At 72.9% G+C, this 19,077-nt stretch carries 14 protein-coding genes; 9 read left to right on the forward strand and 5 right to left on the reverse strand.

Annotated features, from left to right (window positions below; translation table 11 throughout):
* Positions 1-2: 2 nt before the first annotated feature.
* The 4 genes from accD (at position 3) to glmM (ending at position 4,990) form a co-directional block, all read left to right on the forward strand.
* Positions 3-860 (forward strand): acetyl-CoA carboxylase, carboxyltransferase subunit beta, encoded by an 858-nt coding sequence (gene accD, locus WMF36_RS30660; protein ID WP_437574310.1) that lies wholly within the window; start codon positions 3-5, stop codon positions 858-860.
* A complete protein-coding gene (locus WMF36_RS30665; protein WP_437574311.1) occupies positions 857-2,179 on the forward strand; it encodes a bifunctional folylpolyglutamate synthase/dihydrofolate synthase in 1,323 nt (440 codons plus the stop codon). The genes accD and WMF36_RS30665 overlap by 4 nt, the downstream gene beginning before the upstream one ends.
* 84 nt (positions 2,180-2,263) lie before the next feature.
* Positions 2,264-3,316, forward strand: coding sequence for an SDR family NAD(P)-dependent oxidoreductase (locus tag WMF36_RS30670; protein ID WP_437574312.1), 1,053 nt, complete (start codon positions 2,264-2,266; stop codon positions 3,314-3,316).
* Positions 3,317-3,547: 231 nt separating this feature from the next.
* Positions 3,548-4,990, forward strand: a complete 1,443-nt coding sequence (gene glmM / locus WMF36_RS30675; RefSeq protein WP_437574313.1) for a phosphoglucosamine mutase — start codon at positions 3,548-3,550, stop codon at positions 4,988-4,990.
* Positions 4,991-5,181: 191 nt separating this feature from the next.
* Here the strand turns inward: glmM and WMF36_RS30680 are convergent, their stop codons facing one another.
* Together WMF36_RS30680 and WMF36_RS30685 are read right to left on the reverse strand one after the other, a co-directional pair.
* Entirely contained in the window at positions 5,182-6,186 is a 1,005-nt protein-coding gene (locus WMF36_RS30680; protein ID WP_437574314.1) for an ABC transporter ATP-binding protein, read from the reverse strand.
* Entirely contained in the window at positions 6,183-7,607 is a 1,425-nt protein-coding gene (locus WMF36_RS30685) for a sigma-54-dependent transcriptional regulator (RefSeq protein WP_437574315.1), read from the reverse strand. The genes WMF36_RS30680 and WMF36_RS30685 overlap by 4 nt, the downstream gene beginning before the upstream one ends.
* A gap of 381 nt (positions 7,608-7,988) precedes the next feature.
* Here WMF36_RS30685 and WMF36_RS30690 point away from each other — a divergent pair, with 381 nt between their 5' ends.
* The 5 genes from WMF36_RS30690 (at position 7,989) to aat (ending at position 15,143) form a co-directional block, all read left to right on the forward strand.
* Entirely contained in the window at positions 7,989-10,985 is a 2,997-nt protein-coding gene (locus WMF36_RS30690; protein ID WP_437574316.1) for a carboxypeptidase regulatory-like domain-containing protein, read from the forward strand.
* Between the two features lie 86 nt (positions 10,986-11,071).
* The gene (locus WMF36_RS30695) at positions 11,072-11,824 is read left to right on the forward strand and encodes a hypothetical protein (RefSeq protein WP_437574317.1); all 753 of its coding nucleotides are present in this window, start codon (positions 11,072-11,074) and stop codon (positions 11,822-11,824) included.
* Between the two features lie 63 nt (positions 11,825-11,887).
* The gene (gene egtB, locus WMF36_RS30700; RefSeq protein ID WP_437574318.1) at positions 11,888-13,207 is read left to right on the forward strand and encodes an ergothioneine biosynthesis protein EgtB; all 1,320 of its coding nucleotides are present in this window, start codon (positions 11,888-11,890) and stop codon (positions 13,205-13,207) included.
* 143 nt (positions 13,208-13,350) lie between these two features.
* A complete protein-coding gene (locus WMF36_RS30705) occupies positions 13,351-14,352 on the forward strand; it encodes a glycosyltransferase (protein WP_437574319.1) in 1,002 nt (333 codons plus the stop codon).
* A gap of 68 nt (positions 14,353-14,420) precedes the next feature.
* Positions 14,421-15,143 (forward strand): leucyl/phenylalanyl-tRNA--protein transferase, encoded by a 723-nt coding sequence (gene aat / locus WMF36_RS30710; RefSeq protein WP_437574320.1) that lies wholly within the window; start codon positions 14,421-14,423, stop codon positions 15,141-15,143.
* A gap of 39 nt (positions 15,144-15,182) precedes the next feature.
* Here the strand turns inward: aat and rbfA are convergent, their stop codons facing one another.
* The 3 genes from rbfA to infB are packed head-to-tail and all read right to left on the reverse strand — an operon-like array spanning position 15,183 to position 19,062.
* Positions 15,183-15,557 carry a 30S ribosome-binding factor RbfA gene (gene rbfA / locus WMF36_RS30715; RefSeq protein ID WP_437478432.1) on the reverse strand — a complete coding sequence of 125 codons (375 nt, stop codon included), beginning with the start codon at positions 15,555-15,557 and terminating at the stop codon, positions 15,183-15,185.
* A complete protein-coding gene (locus WMF36_RS30720; protein WP_437574321.1) occupies positions 15,554-15,949 on the reverse strand; it encodes a DUF503 domain-containing protein in 396 nt (131 codons plus the stop codon). Before WMF36_RS30720 ends, rbfA begins: the two co-directional genes overlap by 4 nt.
* Positions 15,950-15,957: 8 nt before the next feature.
* Positions 15,958-19,062 (reverse strand): translation initiation factor IF-2, encoded by a 3,105-nt coding sequence (gene infB / locus WMF36_RS30725; protein ID WP_437574322.1) that lies wholly within the window; start codon positions 19,060-19,062, stop codon positions 15,958-15,960.
* Between the last annotated feature and the right edge of the window lie 15 nt (positions 19,063-19,077).

Raw genomic sequence — 19,077 nt, forward strand, 5'->3', positions numbered from 1 at the left:
CGATGACCTGGCCCGAAAAGACCCTGCCGACGACCGACGCGAGCGAGAAGCGCTCGCTGGGAGCGGGCGTGTTCCGTCGCTGCGACGGCTGCTCGCACACGCACGACGCCTCCGAGCTCGCCCGCACCTTCGAGGTGTGCTCGCAGTGCGGCCACCACCACAAGCTCGACGCCGAGGGGTGGCGGAGGCTCCTGCTCGACGACGGCGAGCTCGCCCAGTGGGACGACCACCTCGTCCCCAACGATCCGCTCCGGTTCAGCGACGGCAAGAGCTACCGGGACCGCGTCGCGGCGCTCCACAAGAAGGGGCGCGCGAAGGAGGCGATCGAGATCGGCCGGGCCAGGCTGGACGGCCGCGACATCGCGTACGGCGCGTTCGTCTTCGCCTTCATGGGCGGGAGCATGGGCTCCGTCGTCGGCGAGAAGATCACGAGGCTGTTCGAGCGCGCGACGCGGGAGGAGCTCCCGGTGGTGCTCCTCCAGTCGTCGGGCGGCGCGCGGATGCAGGAGGGCATCCTCTCGCTGATGCAGATGGCGAAGAGCGTGGCCGCGCTCGAGCGCTACCGCAAGACGCGGCTCCCGTTCCTCTCGGTGCTGCTCCACCCGACCACGGGCGGCGTGGCGGCGAGCTTCGCCTTCCTCGGCGACGTGAACATCGCCGAGCCGAAGGCGCTCATCGGCTTCGCCGGCCCCCGGGTCATCGAGAACACGATCCGGCAGACGCTGCCGGAGGGCTTCCAGCGGGCCGAGTTCCTGCTCGATCACGGGATGGTCGACGCCATCGTGCCGCGCCCCGAGATGAAGGCGTACATCGGTACGCTGCTCCAGCACCTCGTGGGCAATCGCCAGGCGCGGCGATGAGCTCGGCGGCGCCGCGGCTCCCGGCGCTGCTCGCGGCGCTGGGGCAGCGGGCGCCGCGCGGCATGGTGCTCGGGCTCGACCGGATGCGCGAGGCGCTCGCGGCGCTCGGCGACCCCCAGGCCGAGCTCTCCGCTGTGCACGTCGCCGGCACCAACGGCAAGGGGAGCGTGTGCGCGATGGTCGAGTCGGTCGCGCGCGCGGCCGGGCTCCGCACCGGGCTCTACACGTCGCCGCACCTGTCCCGCTTCGCCGAGCGCATCCGCATCGGCGGCGACGCGATCGGCGACGCGGCGCTCGAGCGCGCGCTCGCGGCCGCGCTGGAGCGGGTCCCCTCGCCGCTCACGTTCTTCGAGGCGCTGACGGTGGCCGCGTTCGTTGCGTTCCGCGACGCGGACGTCGACCTCGCGATCCTCGAGGTCGGCCTCGGCGGGCGGCTCGACGCGACCAATGTGATCGCGGCGCCGCTCTGCACGGCGATCACGTCGATCGCGTTCGACCATGTGGACCTGCTCGGCCCGACGCTGGCCGACATCGCCCGGGAGAAGGCCGGCATCCTCAAGCCGGGCGCGCCCGTGGTGCTCGGCCCGCTCGATCCCGAGGCCGACGCCGCGATCGAGGCGGTCGCACAGGCGATCGGGGCCGGCCCGCGCCTCCGCGTTGCGCGGGCCGAGCACGGCGGGCGCGCGGGCGAGATCGCGGTGGGGCGCGCGGGGCCTGAAGCGCGCGCGACGCGCATCGCCGGACCGGGGCGCCGCGCGCTCGAGGTGGAGCTCGGCCTCCGCGGGGCGCACCAGGCGGAGAACGCAGGCGTGGCGTGCGGGATCGCGTGGCAGCTCGCGGGCCGGTGGCCCGAGATCGAGCGGGCGCTCCCGGAGGGGCTCGCCGCGACCCGCTGGCCCGGCCGGCTGGAGCGGATCGACGCGGGCGCCGCCCAGGTCCTGCTCGATGCTGCGCACAACCCGCACGGCGCCCAGGCGCTCGCCGCGTGGCTCGACGAGGAGGGTCCGGGCGCGGCGCGCACCGCGCTCGTGTTCGGAGCGATGGGCGACAAGGGGTGGGGCGAAATGCTACAGACGCTCGCCCCGCGTGCGCAGCGGCGGTTCTACGCGACGCCGCAGGGCCGCGCGGCGGCCCCGCTCGATGCGCTGCGCGACATCGCGCCGGGCGAGCCGATCGGCGATCCGCGCGCGGCGGTGGCGAGAGCGATCGAGGTCGCCGGGGCGGGTGGGCTCGTCGTCGTGGCCGGCTCGATCTACCTGGTCGGCGAGGTGCGGTCGGCGCTGCTCGGCATCGTGCCGGACCCTGTCGTGACGCTCTGAAGCGAGCGCGCCGCCGCGCGATGTGCAGGCGCGTCGCTGCGTGACGGCGCGCCGGTCTGGCACGGGCGATGCCGGTCCGGCGGCATGGCGTTCAGGAAGCGGCGTTCTCCGGTGCTCTTTCCTGCGGCAGCCCTCGGGGCGGCCGCGTTCGCGCGGATGGCGTTCCGCGCCCTGCGGCGGCTCGACCTGCGCGGCCGGGTCGTGGTCGTCACGGGCGGCTCCCGCGGGCTCGGGTTGCTCCTGGCCGAGGAGTTCGGCCGGCACGGCGCCCGGGTGGCGATCGCCGGCCGCGACGCGGGGGCGCTCGACCGGGCGGAGCAGCGGCTGCGGACGCTCGGCATCGAGGTGCACGCGGTGGCGTGCGACCTCGGCGATCGCGCCGCCGCCGAGGCGTTCATCGACGGCACGGCGAGCGTGTTCGGCCGGATCGACGTGCTCGTGAACAACGCCGGCGTGATCCAGGTCGCGCCGATGCAGGACCTCGGCGTGGAGGAGCTCGACGAGGCGATGCGCTCGAACTTCTGGAGCGCGGTCTACACGACCCTGCGCGCGCTGCCGCACCTCCAGCGGCAGGGGCGCGCGGCGCGGATCGTGAACGTGGTGTCCATCGGCGGGCGCGTCGCCGTGCCGCACATGCTCGGGTACAATGCGTCGAAGTTCGCGATGATGGGCTTCTCGGAGAGCCTCCGAGCCGAGCTCTCCCACGGCAGCGCGCGGGGCCCGCGCGTCACCACGGTGATCCCCGGGCCCATGCGCACGGGGTCGATCTACAACGCCGAGTTCGGCGGCAACCCGCAGCGCGAGTTCGGCTGGTTCAGCCTGGTCTCGTCGATCCCGATCGCGACGATCGACGCGCGGCGCGCGGCGCGGCAGGTGGTGGCGGCGGCGCGCGAGGGGCGCGCCGAGGTGAAGCTCGGGCTGTCCTCGCACCTGCTCAGCTGGGCGCACGGGATCGCGCCTCAGACGACGGTGCGGTTGATGGGCCTGATCAACGCGCTCCTGCCGTCGCCCCGCGGCGGCGAGGGGACGACGCGCGGGCGGGATCTGCACGCGCCGGCGCAGGGGTCGGTCCTCTTGCGGCTGAGCAACGAGGCGGCGCGGCGCAACAACGAGGCGCCGCCGGAAGCGGCGCGGTGACCGGTGCGCCGCCGCCGGCGCCGGCGCGCGGCGAACGGTGGCGCAGGCAGCGACCGCGTCACACGGAAGCGGCGCGATGAGCGACCGCGTCACAAAAGCGGCGCGATGAGCGACCGCATCACAAAAGCGGAACGATGAGCCCAGGGTCGCCGCGCCGGCAGTTGGCCGTAGGCTGTCTTGGCAAAGGTTGCTAAGGGTGGTCTCCTCAGCCCAGACCCACAGAGAGGGACCGTGCCGAAGCACACCAAGAAGGATCATAGGGAGGGCGCTCCGTCGGCGACGGGCGCACCACAGAAGGCCTCCGCGGGGCGCAAGCTCTTCGGCACCGACGGGGTGCGCGGCGTGGCGAACCAGCCGCCGATGACGCCCGAGATGGCGCTGCGGCTCGGGCGGGCGATCGCGTTCGTCGCGAGCCACGGGAAGTCGCGGCAGGTGCGGGTGGTGATCGGGAAGGACACGCGGCTGTCCGGCTACATGCTGGAGACCGCGATCGCGTCCGGCGTGTGCGCCATGGGTGGCCGCGTGATGCTGAGCGGGCCGATTCCGACGCCGGCGGTCGCGCAGCTCACGCAGAGCATGCGGGCCGACGCCGGGGTCGTGATCAGCGCGAGCCATAACCCGTATCAGGACAACGGCATCAAGATCTTCGGGCCCGACGGCTACAAGCTGCCCGACTCGGCGGAGGAGGAGATCGAGCGCCTCATGGAGAGCCACGAGCTCGACGAGGCCCGGGTGGTGGGGTCGGCGATCGGCAGCGCGGTGAAGCTCGACGACGCGCGGGGGCGGTACGTCGTGTTCTGCAAGAGCACGTTCCCCACGGCGCTGTCGCTCGACGGCGTGAAGATCGTCGTCGACGCGGCGCACGGGGCGGCCTACCGCGTGGCGCCCTCGGTGTTCACCGAGCTCGGCGCGCACGTGACAGCGCTCGGCGTGAAGCCGAACGGCCGCAACATCAACCGCGAGACGGGCGCGCTGCACCCGGAGAACGTGACGACCGAGGTGCTCAAGCGGGGCGCGGCGATCGGCATCGCGCTCGACGGCGACGCGGACCGGGTGATCATGGTCGACGAGCGCGGCCAGGTCGTGGACGGCGACGCGATCATGGCGCTCTGCGCGCTCAGGATGCTGCGCATCGGCAAGCTGCCGCGGAGCACGATCGTGACGACGGTGATGTCGAACCTCGGCCTTGAGCGCGCGCTCAAGGCCCAGAACGGGCACGTGGTGCGGACGGCGGTCGGGGACCGCTACGTCGTCGAGGCGATGCGGAACGGCGGCTACTCGTTCGGCGGCGAGCAGTCGGGGCACCTCATCTTCCTCGACCACGCGACGACGGGCGACGGCATCGTGGCGGCGCTGCAGGTGCTCGCGATCATGATGGAGGAGGACAAGCCGCTGAGCGAGCTCGCCTCGAGCGCGATGCAGCGGGTGCCTCAGGTGCTGGAGAACGCGACGTTCTCGACGCGGCTGCCGCTCGACAGCATGCAGCGGACGCGGATCGCGGTCGATCGCATCGAGAAGACGCTCGGGGACAAGGGGCGCATCCTCGTGCGGTGGAGCGGGACGGAGCCGAAGCTGCGCGTCATGGTCGAGGGCGAGGACGCATCGACCATCGAGGCGTACGCGCTCGAGATCATCGAGGCGGCCAAGCAGGACGTCGCCGGCGCCACGGCCTAGCGCCCCCCCTCTCTCCCTCCCCATCCGCGGCGCAGCGCGCCGAGCTCTCCCTCCCCATCCACGGCGCAGCGCGAGGCCCGCTCGCACAGGAGACGGGCCCAGATCGGCGTTTTCGGCGCGCAGGCGTACTCTCGTACGCCGAGCACCGAAAACGTCGAGATGGGCCCGTATCCGAAGCGAGCGGACCTCGCTCAGAGGGCGCGGCGCATGAAGAGGTCCTCGAGCGTCTCGCGGCGCGGCGTCACCTCGACCACCTGCGCGCCCGCGGCGAGCGAGCGCTGAAGCACCTCGCGCACGCCCGCCTCGCCCTCCACGTCGACCACCACGACGTCGCCGCGGCGCGTGGTCGCGAAGCCCAGCGCGCCGAGCTCCTCGAGGAGGGCCGGGCTCGCGCCCGCCAGCGTGACGTCGGTGCGCAGCACGTCGCCCCGCAGGAGCTGCCGGATCGCGCCGCTCACCACCACGTGGCCCTCGCGCAGAATCGCCACGCGATCGCACATCGCCTCGACGTCGCTCAGGATGTGCGTCGAGAAGAAGATCGTCCGGCCCTGATCGCGCTCCGCAAAGATGAGATCGCGCACCTCCTTGCGGCCCACCGGATCGAGGCCGCTCATGGGCTCGTCCAGGATCAGCATCTCGGGATCGGCGACCAGCGCGGCGGCCAGCCCCGTGCGCTGCAGCATCCCCTTCGACAGCCGGCGCACCTGCCGATCCGCGGCGTACGCGATCTTCACCTGATCGAGCACCTCCATCGTCCGCCGGCGCAGCGCAGCGCCGCGCATCCCGGACAGGCGGCCGCAGAGCTCCACGAACTCGCGCGGGGTGAGGTAGGGATACACGTACGGGTTCTCCGGCAGAAAGCCGATCTTCCGGCGCGCCTCGGGCGACGGCACGCGCGCGCCGAACAGGTACGCCTCACCGCCGGTCGGGGCGATGAGGCCCGTCAGCATCTTGATCGTCGTCGTCTTGCCGGCGCCGTTCGGCCCGAGAAAGCCAAAGATCTCGCCGCGGCGCACGCCGAAGCTCACTCCCTTGACCGCCTCGACCGCCTTCCGGCGCAAGAAGCCCACCTGGAACGTCTTGAGGAGTCCGCGGACGTCGATCAGCAGCTCGCCGTCCAGCGCCTCCCCGCCGGCGCCGGCCGGCACGGCGCGCTCGCCGCGCTCCTCGACGATCGATCCGGCACCGCTGCTCATGCGCCCTCCTCGCCCTCGGAGCTCTCGCCGGACGCGCCGTCTCCCGGCCGTGCCCGGCCACGCCCGGCCGCGCTGTACTCGTGCAGCTTGTACTGGATCTTGCGCGGGCTGATCCCGAGGATCGTCGCCGCCTTCGAGGTCGAGCCCTTGCACGCCTCGAGCGTGCGCAGGATCGCGTAACGCTCCAGGTCGTAGATGGTGCTCCCGGGGACGCGCGGCATCGCGTCGGACGCCTCGGCCGGCTCGGACCCCATCTGCGCCGGCAGGTGCCGGAGCTCGATGCGCGCGCCGTCGCAGAGCACCGCCGCCCGCTCGATCGCGTTCTCCAGCTCGCGCACGTTGCCGGGGAACGAGTAGCTCGTCAGCGCCGACAGCGCCTCGTCCGTGAAGCCATCGATCCGCTTGCCGTTCTCCTGCGCATAGCGGCCCAGGAAGAACGTCGCGAGCTCGGGGATGTCGCTCCGGCGCTCGCGGAGCGGCGGGATCTCCAGGGTGACGACGTTGAGCCGGTAATAGAGATCCTCCCGGAACAGGCCCTCGGCGATGCGCTGGCGCAGGTCGCGGTTCGACGCGGCGAGGATCCGCACGTCGACCTTGAGGGTCTCGTTGCCGCCGACCCGCTCGAACGTGCGCTCCTGCAGGAAGCGCAGCAGCTTCACCTGCGTGGCGAGCGGGATCTCGCTCACCTCGTCCAGGAACAGGGTGCCGCCGTTCGCCTGCTCGAAGCGGCCCTCGCGGCGGCCGACGGCGCCCGTGAAGGCGCCGCGCTCGTGGCCGAACAGCTCGCTCTCCAGGAGCGATTCGCTCAGGGCAGCGCAGTTCAGCCGGACGAGCGGCGCTTTCGCCCGCGGGCTCGCGCGGTGGATCATCTCGGCGATGAGCTCCTTGCCCGTGCCCGTCTCGCCCACGATCAGCACGCTCGCGCGGCTCGGCGCCACCTGCTCGACCATCCGGAGGAGCTTCGCCATGCTCGGGTGGCTCGCGATCACGTGGCCGAACGCGTTGCGCTCGCGCAGCCGCTCGCGCAGGCGCGAGTTCTCCTGGAGCAGCCGCGCCCGCTCCACCGCGCGCTCGACCACGACCGCGAGCACCGAGAAATCGAGCGGCTTCGTCAGGTAGTTGTACGCGCCCTTCTTCACCGCCTCGACGGCGCTCGAGATGGTGCCGAACGCCGTCATGACGACGAACGTCGCGTCCGGCAGCGCGAGCTGCGCCTTTTCCATCATCCGGATGCCGTCGAGCCCCGGCATCTTCAGGTCGGTCAGGACCACATCCGGCGCGAACTCCTCGAGCTTGCCGAGCGCCTTGAAGCCGTCGGCCGCGGTCTCGGTCGTGTACCCCTCCTCGCGGAGGATCTCGGAGAGCGCCGCGCGCGCGTTGGCCTCGTCGTCGACGATCAGGATGCGCCCGCGGGATGCCATGGTGATGGCTTTCCTAGCATGCGCGCCCGCAGAATTGGGCGGCTGCTCGGCCTCGGCCGAGGAGCGCCGTCGCCCCGGGGCGCCCCGGTCGAGCACGTTTGCGACCGGGTCGCCGGCGCCGAAGCGCGACAGAGCGCGCAGAACGCGACAGAGCGCCGAGCGCGCCGCAGGAACGAGGCGCGGAGGAGGCCGAACGACCGGGCCTCACGGGCGCGGCGAGGCCGCGCTTAACGAGGCGTGCGGCGCGGCCTGTCGAGGAGCTGCTGCCGAAGAAAACCGCTGTTTCGTGTGCCGCCCGGAGTGATACAACGGGCCGCGCGCGAGGTCTCCACCGTCCCGATTGGCGGGCGTTTCCTTGTTCGATCTCGCGGATGAGGCTCGATGCATACGCTTCGGAAGGTGTTTGCCGACAGGCTCCGGCGCGCTGCGCTCACGGCGCTGCCGCTCGTCGGCTCGCTCACGCTCGCGGGCGCTGCCGAGGCACAGCAGCCGCAGCCGCCCTTCGGACCGCAGCCACCTCCGGGCCAGCCGGCGCCGCCGCCTGGGTCGTTCGGGCCCCAGCCTCCTCCCGCCCAGCCCGGTCCCTTCGGGCCGCAGCCGGGCTTTCCGGGCGACGCGCCCCCGCCGCAGTTCGGCCAGCAGCCGGGCTTTCAGCCGGGCTTTCCGGGCGACGCCCCGCCGCAGTTCGGCCCGCAGCCGGGCTTTCAGCCGGGCTTTCCGGGCGACGCCCCGCCGCAGTTCGGCCAGCAGCCAGGGCAGCCGCCGCCGGACGCGAACTTCTCCTTCGGTGCGCAGGCGTCCGCCGGCAATCAGGGCCTCCAGGCCGGCGCGACGGCGCCGCGCTCCACCGCATGGGACGAGGAGGAGCGCGCGCTCTCGCTCACCGCGCAGCCGAACCTGTGGGGGTCGACCGGCCTCCTCAGGACGTCGTACGCGGGCTCGGGCGCGCCGGGCACCTTCCGGGTGTCGTTCCTGCTCGACTGGTTCTCGACGAGCGGCTTCCTCTGCGATCCGGCCGAGTCGACGCTCGCCGGCCACCCGATCACCTGCGGCCCCGACGCGCAGGAGGACTCGGCGAGCCACGTGGGGGCGTTCTTCACGCTGAACGCGACCCCCCTGCCCTTCCTCGAAGGCTACGCGTCGATCCGCACGTTCGCGAACGCGAACGACCAGGGCCGCCCGCGGCTGCTGCAGGTGCTCGGCGACACGACGCTCGGCGTGAAGGCGTTCACGCCCACGAAGATCGGCAAGCCGTTCACCTTCGGCGGCGAGGCGCAGCTGCTGCTGCTCAACGGCACGGGCGACGTGGGCCTCGCCGGCGGCGGCACGAGCGCGGTCTTCCGCGGGCTCGCGACGCTCGATCTGCGCAAGCCGCAGGGCAAGGGGTTCCCGCTGCGGGTGAACGTGAACCTCGGCTACAAGGTCGACAACTCCGGCAAGCTCGTGGAGGAGGTCGAGAAGGAGCGGGCCAAGGCGTTCACTGACGAGCGCGATCGGCAGCCGATCTCGCGCATCGAGCGGTTCGGGCTCGGCATCAACCGGGTCGACTTCTTCCAGACCCACCTCGGCGTCGAGGTGCCGCTGCCGAAGGTGCAGCCGTACCTCGAGTACACGCTCGACATCCCGGTGAACCGGCAGGGCTACGAGTGTCACACGAGCCGCGTGTCGCGCGGCGACGTCTGTCTCGGGCTCGACGACTTCGCGTCCCCCGACCCCCAGAGCCAGGGTGGGCCGGGCTACGCCGCGGCGCCGTCGCGGCTGTCGCTCGGCGTGCGGGTGACACCGTTCGAGAAGGCGTTCCGCGGGCTCTCCGGGCATGCAGCGTTCGACCTCGGCCTGTCGGCGACCTCCGTGTTCATCGAGGAGGTCGCGCCTCAGGCGCCGTGGACGCTGTACCTCGGGATCGGCTACGCCTACGACACGCAGCAGAAGGCGCCGCCGCCGGCCCCTGCGCCGCAGATCATCAAGGAGCCGCCGCAGCTCGTGCCGGCGCCGCAGAGCTTCGTGCGCGGCTTCGTGCACGAGCAGAACCGGCCCGACGCGGCGGTGGCCGACGCCATCGTGACGGTCGAGGGCGCGCCCCAGCCGCCGTACGCGACCGGTCCGGACGGCCGCTTCCTCACGCGGCACCTCGAGCCGGGGACATACACATTCAACATCCGGGCGAACGGCTACAAGCCGGGCACCTGCCAGGCGACCGTCCTCGCCGGCGGGGCGGCGCCGGGGCAGCCCGGCGCCTTCGGCCTGCAACCGGGGCAGCCCGGCGCCTTCGGCCCGCAGCCGGGGCAGCCCGGCGCCTTCGGTCCGCAACCTGGAGCCTTCGGTCCGCAACCGGGGCAGCCCGGCGCCTTCGGTCCGCAACCGGGGGCCTTCGGCCCGCAGCCCGGCGCCTTCGGTCCGCAGCCCGGACAGCCCGGCGCCTTCGGCCCGCAGCCGGGCCCCTTCGGCCCGCAGCCCGGCCAGCCCGGCGCCTTCGGTCCGCAACCCGGCCAGCCCGGCGCCTTCGGTCCGCAGCCCGGCCAGCCCGGCGCCTTCGGTCCGCAACCCGGCCAGCCCGGCGCCTTCGGTCCGCAGCCCGGCCAGCCCGGCGCCTTCGGTCCGCAGCCCGGTCCCTTCGGCCCGCAGCCCGGGCAGCCGGGGCCCTTCGGCCCGCAGCCGGGGTTGCCCGGCGGTGCACCGAGCGCGGCGCAGCCGCAGGGGCCGACGTTCGTGGACGTCGACTGCTCGCTCGAAGCGCTGCCCAAGACGGGCAACATCGTCGGGACGGTGAAGGACACGGAGAGCGGGGACGCGGTCGCCGGCGCGACGATCCGGCTGGTCGACGTGGCGGGCCGCGAGCAGACGGCGACGGCCGACGCGAGCGGCGCCTTCCGCTTCCCGGATCTGCCGGCCGGCGCGGTGACGCTCAAGGTCGAGGCGCAGGGGTACATGAACCACGTCAACCAGGCCGACGTCCGGACGAGCGAGGACACGCGCGCCGCGCTCACGGTGAACAAGCGGCCGAAGGTCTCGCTCGTGAAGGTGCAGGGCAACGAGATCAAGATCTCGCGGCAGATCCACTTCGAGACCGACTCGGCGAAGATCCTGGGCGACTCGAACGCGCTGATGGAGGAGATCGCGGACGTGCTCCAGCGGAATCCGAACATCCGCAAGGTCGAGATCCAGGGGCACACCGACAACACGGGCGGGCGTGAGCACAACCAGACGCTCAGCGAGGCCCGGGCGAACTCGGTGCGCGCCTGGCTGGCCAGGGCCGGCGTGGACGCCTCGCGGCTGCTCGCGAAGGGCTACGGGCAGGACCGCCCGGTCGCGCCGAACGTCACGCCCGCGAACAAGGCCAAGAACAGGCGCGTGCAGTTCATCATCGTGGAGAAGTGAGCCTGGCCCGCCGTCGGGCGGATCCGGCGCACGGCCGCGCCCCGCGGTCGCTTGTCGGCGCCGGGGCGGTGCGATAGGGCACGCGCATGATGAAGCACGTCGTCGTGGGCGCGCTCGCGGTGATGACGGGTTGCGCGGCGCCCACCCCGGCGCCGGACGCCCGGCCCGCCGAGAGCGCCCGGCCCTCCTCGGCCGCCGCCGCGCCCACGGCGGCGGCGACAGCGGCGGCGGGCGCGGCCGAGGCGGCGCCGCGGCCGGAGGACGCAGGTGCGCTGGGGCCGCCGCAGAATGGGGGCGCTCGCACGGCGGCCGAGGCGGCAGCGACGGACGGGTCGCCCCCGCCGGCATCGCCGCCTGTCCCTGGCGCGGATACCGGCGCCACGGCGACCGCCCTCGCGACGAACAAGATCCTGCCGCCGCTGGAGAGCGAGGAGCTCACGGCGCGGGCCAGGGAGCTGTTCGACGCCATCGTGAAGAACGAGCCGGCGCTGGCGGATCCCTTCTGGTTCCCCAAAGAGCCGTTCATCCCGCTCAAGGACGTGAAGGATCCCGGCAAGTACTGGGACCACCTCCACGCCGCCTACGCGAACGACGTGAAGGCGATGCACCGGAAGCGCAAGAGCTGGGAAGGCGCGCATTTCGTCGGCTTCGAGGTCGGCTCCAGGCCGAAGTGGGTGCCTCCGGGCGACGAGGTCAACAAGATCGGCTATTACCGCTCCTTCCACGGCAAGCTGAAGTACGAGATCGACGGCAAGCCGGCGAGCCTCGATGTCCACACGATCATCTCGTGGCAGGGTCGCTGGTACATCACGCACCTCGGCGACTTCAAGAAGCGCTAGGTGCCCGCTCCCGGTCGCCGCGGCGACACCTCTCGTGGAGACGAAGGACCCCAGGGGAACGCGATGGAACAGCCAGAGCGCGTCGCGGGCAGGCTGAGGGCGCGGTACGACGCCGTCCGGGCGTTCACGGAGTCGCTCTGCGCCCCGCTCTGCGCCGAGGATTACGTCATCCAGTCGATGCCGGACGCGAGCCCGGTGAAGTGGCACGTCGCGCACACGACGTGGTTCTTCGAGACGTTCGTGCTCGGCGAGCGCGCCGGATACGCGCCCTTTCACCCGCGGTTCGGGTACCTCTTCAACTCGTATTACGTGAGCGTGGGCGAGCGGCACTGCCGCCCGCGGCGAGGGGTCCTGTCGCGCCCGACGGTGGAGGAGACCTCTCGCTACCGGCGCCACGTGGACGAGAGGATGCGCGAGCTCCTCGACGAGATCGGCGCGGGCCGGCACCTCGATCTCGCCTTCACGATCGAGGTGGGGCTGCACCACGAGCAGCAGCACCAGGAGCTCATCCTGACCGATCTGAAGCACGCGATGGCGCAGAACCCGCTGCGCCCGGCGATCTTCGGCGGCGCGCCGCCGGGCCGGAGCGGCGGAGCTGCCGGGGAGCTCCGCTTCGTGGAGCACGCCGAGGGCGTTCGCTGGATCGGCCACGGCGGGGACGCGTTCGCGTTCGACAACGAGACGCCGCGGCACCGCGTGTTCGTCGGCGCGTTCGCGCTCGCGGAGCGGCCGGTGACGTGCGGCGAGTACCTCAGGTTCATGCAGGACGGCGGGTACGCACGGCCGGAGCTCTGGCTATCGAGCGGCTGGGACGCGGTCGTCGCGAACCGGTGGGAGGCGCCGCTCTACTGGGAGCCTCGGGACGGAGGGGTTCAGCTGTTCACGCTCCACGGGCTCCGCGAGGTGGACGTCGATGAGCCCGTCTGTCACGTGAGCCACTACGAGGCCGACGCCTACGCCCGCTGGGCAGGCGCGCGGCTCCCGACGGAGGCCGAGTGGGAGACGGCCGCGCAGGGCGCGCTCTCCGGCGCGGAGGAGGTCCCCGGCGGCGCCGCGCCGGGCGAGGCGCCGCCGGGGAATTTCGCCGAGCGCGGGCGCTTTCACCCGGAGCCTGCGAGCGCGCCGCCGCGACCGGGAGCCCCACGACAGCTGCTCGGCGACGTGTGGGAATGGACGTCGAGCGCGTATGCGCCCTATCCCGGGTTTCGCCCGTGGCCCGGAGCGCTCGGCGAGTACAACGGCAAGTTCATGAGCAGCCAGCTCGTGCTGCGCGGCGGCTCCTGCGCGACCCCGGCGACGCACGTCCGCGCGACGTACCGGAATTTCTTCCCGCCGGACGCGCGGTGGCAGATGAGCGGCATCCGGCTGGCCCGCGATCTCTGACGCGGGCCGCCTGACGCGGACCGTATCGGCGCGCGCCCGGTACCGCGCATCGCGGCTCGCCGCGCCGCCGCGCCCCGTCGGCGATGCGCCGGCGGCGCTCCCTTCCTGTGGACGCTGCGCCGGCGCGCCGCCATGGTCTCGGCGTGGCGCCGCTCGTCTCCGTCTTGCTCCCGTACCGGCAGGCGGAGGCGACGATCGAGGAGGCGCTGGAGAGCGTGCTCGCCGAGCGCGAGGTCGACCTCGAGGTGATCGCCGTGGACGATGGCTCCACCGACGCTGGCCCGGCCAGCGTCGCGCGCATCGCGCAGCGCGACCCCCGTGTCGTTCCGGTCGCGACGGGCGGCGTGGGGATCGCGCGGGCGCTCTCGCGCGCGACGGAGGCGGCGCGCGGCGAGCTGCTCGCGCGCATGGATGGCGACGACATCTCGGTCGGCGGGCGCCTCGCGCGCCAGGTCGAGGCGCTCCGGCGGGATCCAGGGCTCGGCGTCGTCGGGGCCCGCGTCGAGGCGTTCGCGGCGGGGCCGATCGGCGAGGGCATGCTCCGCTACGTGGACTGGCTGAACTCGATCATCACGCCCGAGGACCACGCGCGGGAGATGTTCGTGGAATCCCCGCTGTGTCACCCGTCGGTGATGCTGCGGCGGAGCGCGCTGGAGCAGGTCGGCGGGTTCCGAGAGACCCCCTGGGCGGAGGACTACGACCTGTGGCTGCGCCTCGACGCCGCCGGCGCGCGGATGGCGAAGCTCCCGGAGCTCGGCCTGCGCTGGCGGCACCGCGAGGGCCGGGCGACGTTCGCGGATCCGCGGTACGCGATTGCGCGCTTCCTCGAGGCCAAGGCGCACTACCTCGCGAGAAAGCTGGGCTCGGCGCGCCCCGTGGCGGTGTGGGGCGCGGGCAAGACCGGCCGGCGGCTGGCGAGGGCGCTCGCCCGGAACGGCGTGACGCCGGAGCGGTTCGTGGACATCGATCCGCGCAAGATCGGCCGGATCGCGCAGGGGGCGCCGATCGTCGACCCGTCGCGGCTCTCGCGGGGCGCGCAGACCCTCGTCGTCGCCGTGGGGGCGCGGGGGGCGCGCGCGCTCATCCGCGCTCACCTCGCCGCGCGCGGCTTCGTCGAGGGCTCCGACTATGTGTGCGCGTCCTGAGCGCGCAGCGCGCGCAGAGCGGCTATTTGCAACCGCGGGCTCCGGTGGGAGGATTCGACCCCACAGCGATGCGCGTCCCGGTGCTCACGAGCAAGCTCGACTTTCCTCCGCCCGAGCGCGCGACCCCGGAGGGGATCGTGGCCGTGGGCGGCGAGGCCTCGCCGGAGCGGCTGCTGGCCGGCTACCGCCGGGGCATCTTCCCGTGGCCCCACGAGGGGCTGCCGCTGCTCTGGTTCTCCCCGGATCCGCGCTTCGTCCTGCCGCCGCGCGAGGCGCACATCCCGCACTCGCTGCGCAAGCGGGTGCGCCGGGGCGAGCTCGAGGTGCGGACCGACACGGCGTTCGCGGACGTCATGCGGGCCTGCAGCGAGTCGCCGCGGCCCGGGCAAAGCGGTACGTGGATCACCGAGGAGCTCGTCGACGGATACACCGCGCTGCACGGCGCCGGGATCGCGCACAGCATCGAGGCCTGGTCGAACGGCGAGCTCGTCGGCGGCCTCTACGGCGTGTCGCTGGGGCGCATGTTCTTCGGCGAGTCGATGTTCGCGCGCGCGCCCGACGCCTCGAAGGTCGCGTTCGCGACGCTGCTCGGGAACCTCGTCGCCTGGGACTTCGCGCTGGTGGACTGCCAGGTGTACACGGACCACCTGGAACGCTTCGGCGCCGTGGAATGGCCGCGGCGCGAGTTCCTCCGCGCGCTGACGACGGCGCTCGACGCCCCGACGAAGGTGGGACCGTGGCGCTTCGACCTCGAGCCCGCGCAGGCGATCGAGCGGCTCATCCCGCGGTGATCGCGCCCGGGGAGCGCGCGGCGCTCCCCGGCCCCGGCGCTACGAGCGCGGGTCTCCTGGCTCGTCCTTGATCTCCCGGAGCAGCTCGTCGATCCGCCGCTCGGCGTCGGGGCCCTCGTCGTAGAAGAAGCGCAGCGTCGGCACGACACGCAGGCCCATCGTGCGTGCGACGTCCCTGCGCAGCCGGCCCGACGCCGCCTCCAGGCCCTTGAGCAGGGCGCGACGCGACGCCGCGTCCTCCGCCCCGAACTCGTGGCGCACGTGGATCTTCGCGCTCTGCAGATCGTCGGTGATCTCCACGCGCGACACGAGCACGCCGGCGATCCGCGGATCGCGCATATCCCGGAGCAGGTTGGACAGGTCCTCGCGGAGCCGTTCGGCGACCCGCGTCGCCCGCTTCACCGTGCCGCTCATTCGTCGTCCTCTGCGTCCTCGAACATGTCGGAGGGCGCTCCCAGATCCCCATCCTCGCGACCGAGCGCCTGCTCGATGCCGCCCTGCACCCCCGCTCCTCCCTCACCGAACGACACGATCTCGGTCGCCCGGTCGGTGAGGACGGCGTGGGGCAGCGATCCGGCCATCGCGGCCACGTCCGCGAGGACCTTGTCGCACATGGCCGCCGAGTTCGAGACGACCGCGACGCCGAGCGTCGCCCGCCTCGGATCATCGAGCACGCCGATCTCGGCGATCGACACGCGCATCCGGCTCTGCGCCCGCTCCTTCAAGGAGCGCACCACGCTGCGCTTGTCCTTGAGGGAGCGGGCCCCGACGATATCGAGGCGGAGACGGAGAACGCCGACGAACATCTAGCGGCTCAGAGCCTCGTCTTGACCTCGTCGATCTCGAAGCTCTCGATGAGGTCGCGCTCCTTGATGTCCGAGTAGCCATCGAGCGAGATACCGCACTCGAACCCCTCGACCACCTCTTTCACGTCGTCCTTGAAGCGGCGCAGCCCCGAGAGGCGCCCCGTCCAGATGACGGCGTTGTCCCGGATCAGGCGCGCCTCGGCGGTGCGCTTGACCGAGCCGCTCACGGCCATGCAGCCGGCGACCGTGCCCGCCTTCGTGATCTTGAAGACCTGGCGAACCTCGGCGCGGCCGAGGACCTTCTCCACCTTGGTCGCGGGGAGGAGCCCCTCCATCGCGCTTCGGATGTCGTCGACGGCGTTGTAGATGATGTTGTAGAGCCGGATCTCGACGCCTTCGTTCTCGGCCAGAGCGCCCGCCTTGCCGGCCGGTCGGACGTTGAAGCCGACGATGATCGCCTTCGACGCGACCGCCAGGTTGACGTCGCCCTCGGTGATGCCACCGACGGCGCCGTTCACGATCGTGACCTTCACCTTCTCGGTCGTGAGCTTCGCCAGCGCGTGGGTGATCGCCTCGACCGAGCCCTGCACGTCGCCCTTGATGATCAGCTTGAGCTCGAGCTGATCGGCCTCCTGCAGGTTCTTCGTGATCGACTCGAGCGAGACGCGCGAGTCCTGCGGGATCAGCGTCTTCGACGCCTTCTTGCGGCGGGTCTCGGCGATCTCCTCCGCGGTCTTCCCGTCCTTGACGGCGTGGACGGGATCGCCCGCGCTCGGCACCTCGGCCAGGCCAAGGACCTCGACCGGCGTCGCCGGGCCGGCCTCGGCGACGGAGCGCCCGAGCTCGTCGGTCATCGCCCGGACCTTGCCCCACGCGGCGCCGGCCAGGAGGATGTCGCCCGTGCGGAGCGTGCCGTCCTGGACCATGACGCGCGCGACCGGTCCGCGGCCACGATCGAGCAAGGCCTCGATGACGGTGCCGCTGGCGCGCTTCTTCGGGTTGGCGCGGAGGTCCTGGACCTCGGCGAGGAGCAGGACCGACTCGAGGAGCTGGTCGATGCCCTGCCCCAGCTTCGCCGACACGCTGCAGAACATCGTCTCGCCGCCCCACTCCTCGGGCTGCAGCCCGAGCGCAGCGAGGTCGCGCTTGATCTTGTCCTCGTCGGCGCCCGGCTTGTCGATCTTGTTCACCGCGACGATGATCGGCACCTTCGCGGCCTGCGCATGCGAGATCGCCTCCTTGGTCTGGGGCATCACGCCGTCGTCGGCCGCGACCACCAGGATCACGATGTCGGTGAGCGAGGCGCCGCGGGCGCGCATCGCCGTGAACGCCTCGTGGCCCGGCGTGTCGAGGAAGGCGATCGTCCCGCGCGGCGTGTCGACGCGGTAAGCGCCGATGTGCTGGGTGATCCCGCCCGCCTCGCCCTCGGCGACAGTGGCCTTCCGGATCCTGTCGAGCAGCGACGTCTTGCCATGGTCGACGTGACCCATGACGGTGACGATGGGCGGACGGTTCTCGAACTCCTCGTCGGCTTCGGTGCCGGCCTGCATGGCGGCGGTCAGCGTGTCCTGCTCGCTGACAGCCACGTCCTCGACGCTCCAGCCGAACTCGCTCGCGAGGATCTTCGCCGTTTCGGCGTCGAGCGTGCTGTTGATGTTCACGCCCGTCATGCCCATCGACAGGAGCCGCATGAGCACATCCGTGGCCTTCAGGCTCATCTTCGCGGCGAGCTGCTGAAGGGTGACCTGCTCCTCGATCTTGATGACCTTCTTGTGCGAGGCCATCTCCTGCGTGGAGACCTGGACCGGCTTGCGCGGGAGAGAGCCCGGGCGCGGCCGCCCGAACATCCCCGGGCGCGTGTTCCGGCCGCCCATGGGCCGGCCGCCTGGACCGAAGCTGGGACCGCCGGGGCGCGCTTGCTGGGCGTTCGCACGCGGATCGTAGGTCGTGCGCCGCGCCGGCGGCGTGCCGGTGCGGGCAGCAGGCATCGTGACGCCGGGGCGCCCCTGCCACACCTCGATGCCGGTCTTCGGCGGCGAGGACGGCCGGCGCGGCGCCTGGTTCGCGCCAGCCGGGTCGTCCGGCTTGGCCGCGGACGCCGATGCGGGCGGCGCTGTCGGCCGGGATCCCGGGCGGGCCGCGGACGACGCAGGGTGGTGCGCCGGACCGGAAGGCCGATGCGGCGTGGGGGGCGGCTGCGTCGACCGAGACGCCCCATGCGCCGGGGCAGGCGCCGAGGGCGCAGCCTGCGTCCGGGCCGGCGCAGGCGCCGCGGTGGACGCGGGCGCTGCAGGCTTCGCCGGAGCCGGCGCAGCCGCCTGCGCCGCGGTGGGCGCGGGCGCAGCCGGCGCGGCGGGAGCAGGCGCTTGCGCCGGTGAGGGCGCAACCGCGGCGGGGGCCGGCGCGGCAGGCGCCGACTCGGCGGGAGCCGGCGCGACGGCGGCGGCAGATGGCGCCGCGACGGCGGCGGGTGGAGCAGGCTTCGGCTCGGGCGAGGTCACCTTCGTCTCCTCCGCGAGCGCGGGCGCGGACGCCGCGGCAGACGCGGGTACTACGGGAGCGGGAGCCGCCGGAGGCGGCGGCGCTGCCGGCGCTACCGCAACGGGCGGCGCTGCCGGGGCAGGTGCGCTGGGCGCGGGCGCTGGTTCGCGCGGGCTCGCGGCGACCACCGGCTCAGGCGCCGGCGCCGGGGGCGCTGCGATGGAAGCGGCGGGCGGCGGCGGAGCGGGGCGATGGACCGGCGCTTCTTCCTGAGCAACGCGCTCGTGCGGCGGGGAAGCTGGAACGGACGCAGCCGCAGGCCGCGAAGGCGCCGGCTCCGGAGCGGCGCGCACCGGCGCCTCCGGGTCCGGCCCGCGGCCCGGCGACGACGGCTCGGGATCGGCCCCAGGCCGAGCACGGCGCTTTACGACCGTCGGGCGGATCCGCTCCTCCACCACCTCAGGCGACTTCTGCCGCTCGAGATGCCGCTTAACCCGCTCGACGACGTCGGATTCGACGGCGCTCATGTGATTGCGCACGTCGCCAATACCCATGGATTGGAAGAGCGCGACCAGCGTCTTCTGGTCCATGTTCAGCTGCTTGGCGACCTCGTAGACCCGGACTTTGCTCATGCACCTCGCTCCACG

Source organism: Sorangium sp. So ce887, from assembly GCF_051521455.1.
Lineage (GTDB): Bacteria > Myxococcota_A > Polyangia > Polyangiales > Polyangiaceae > Sorangium.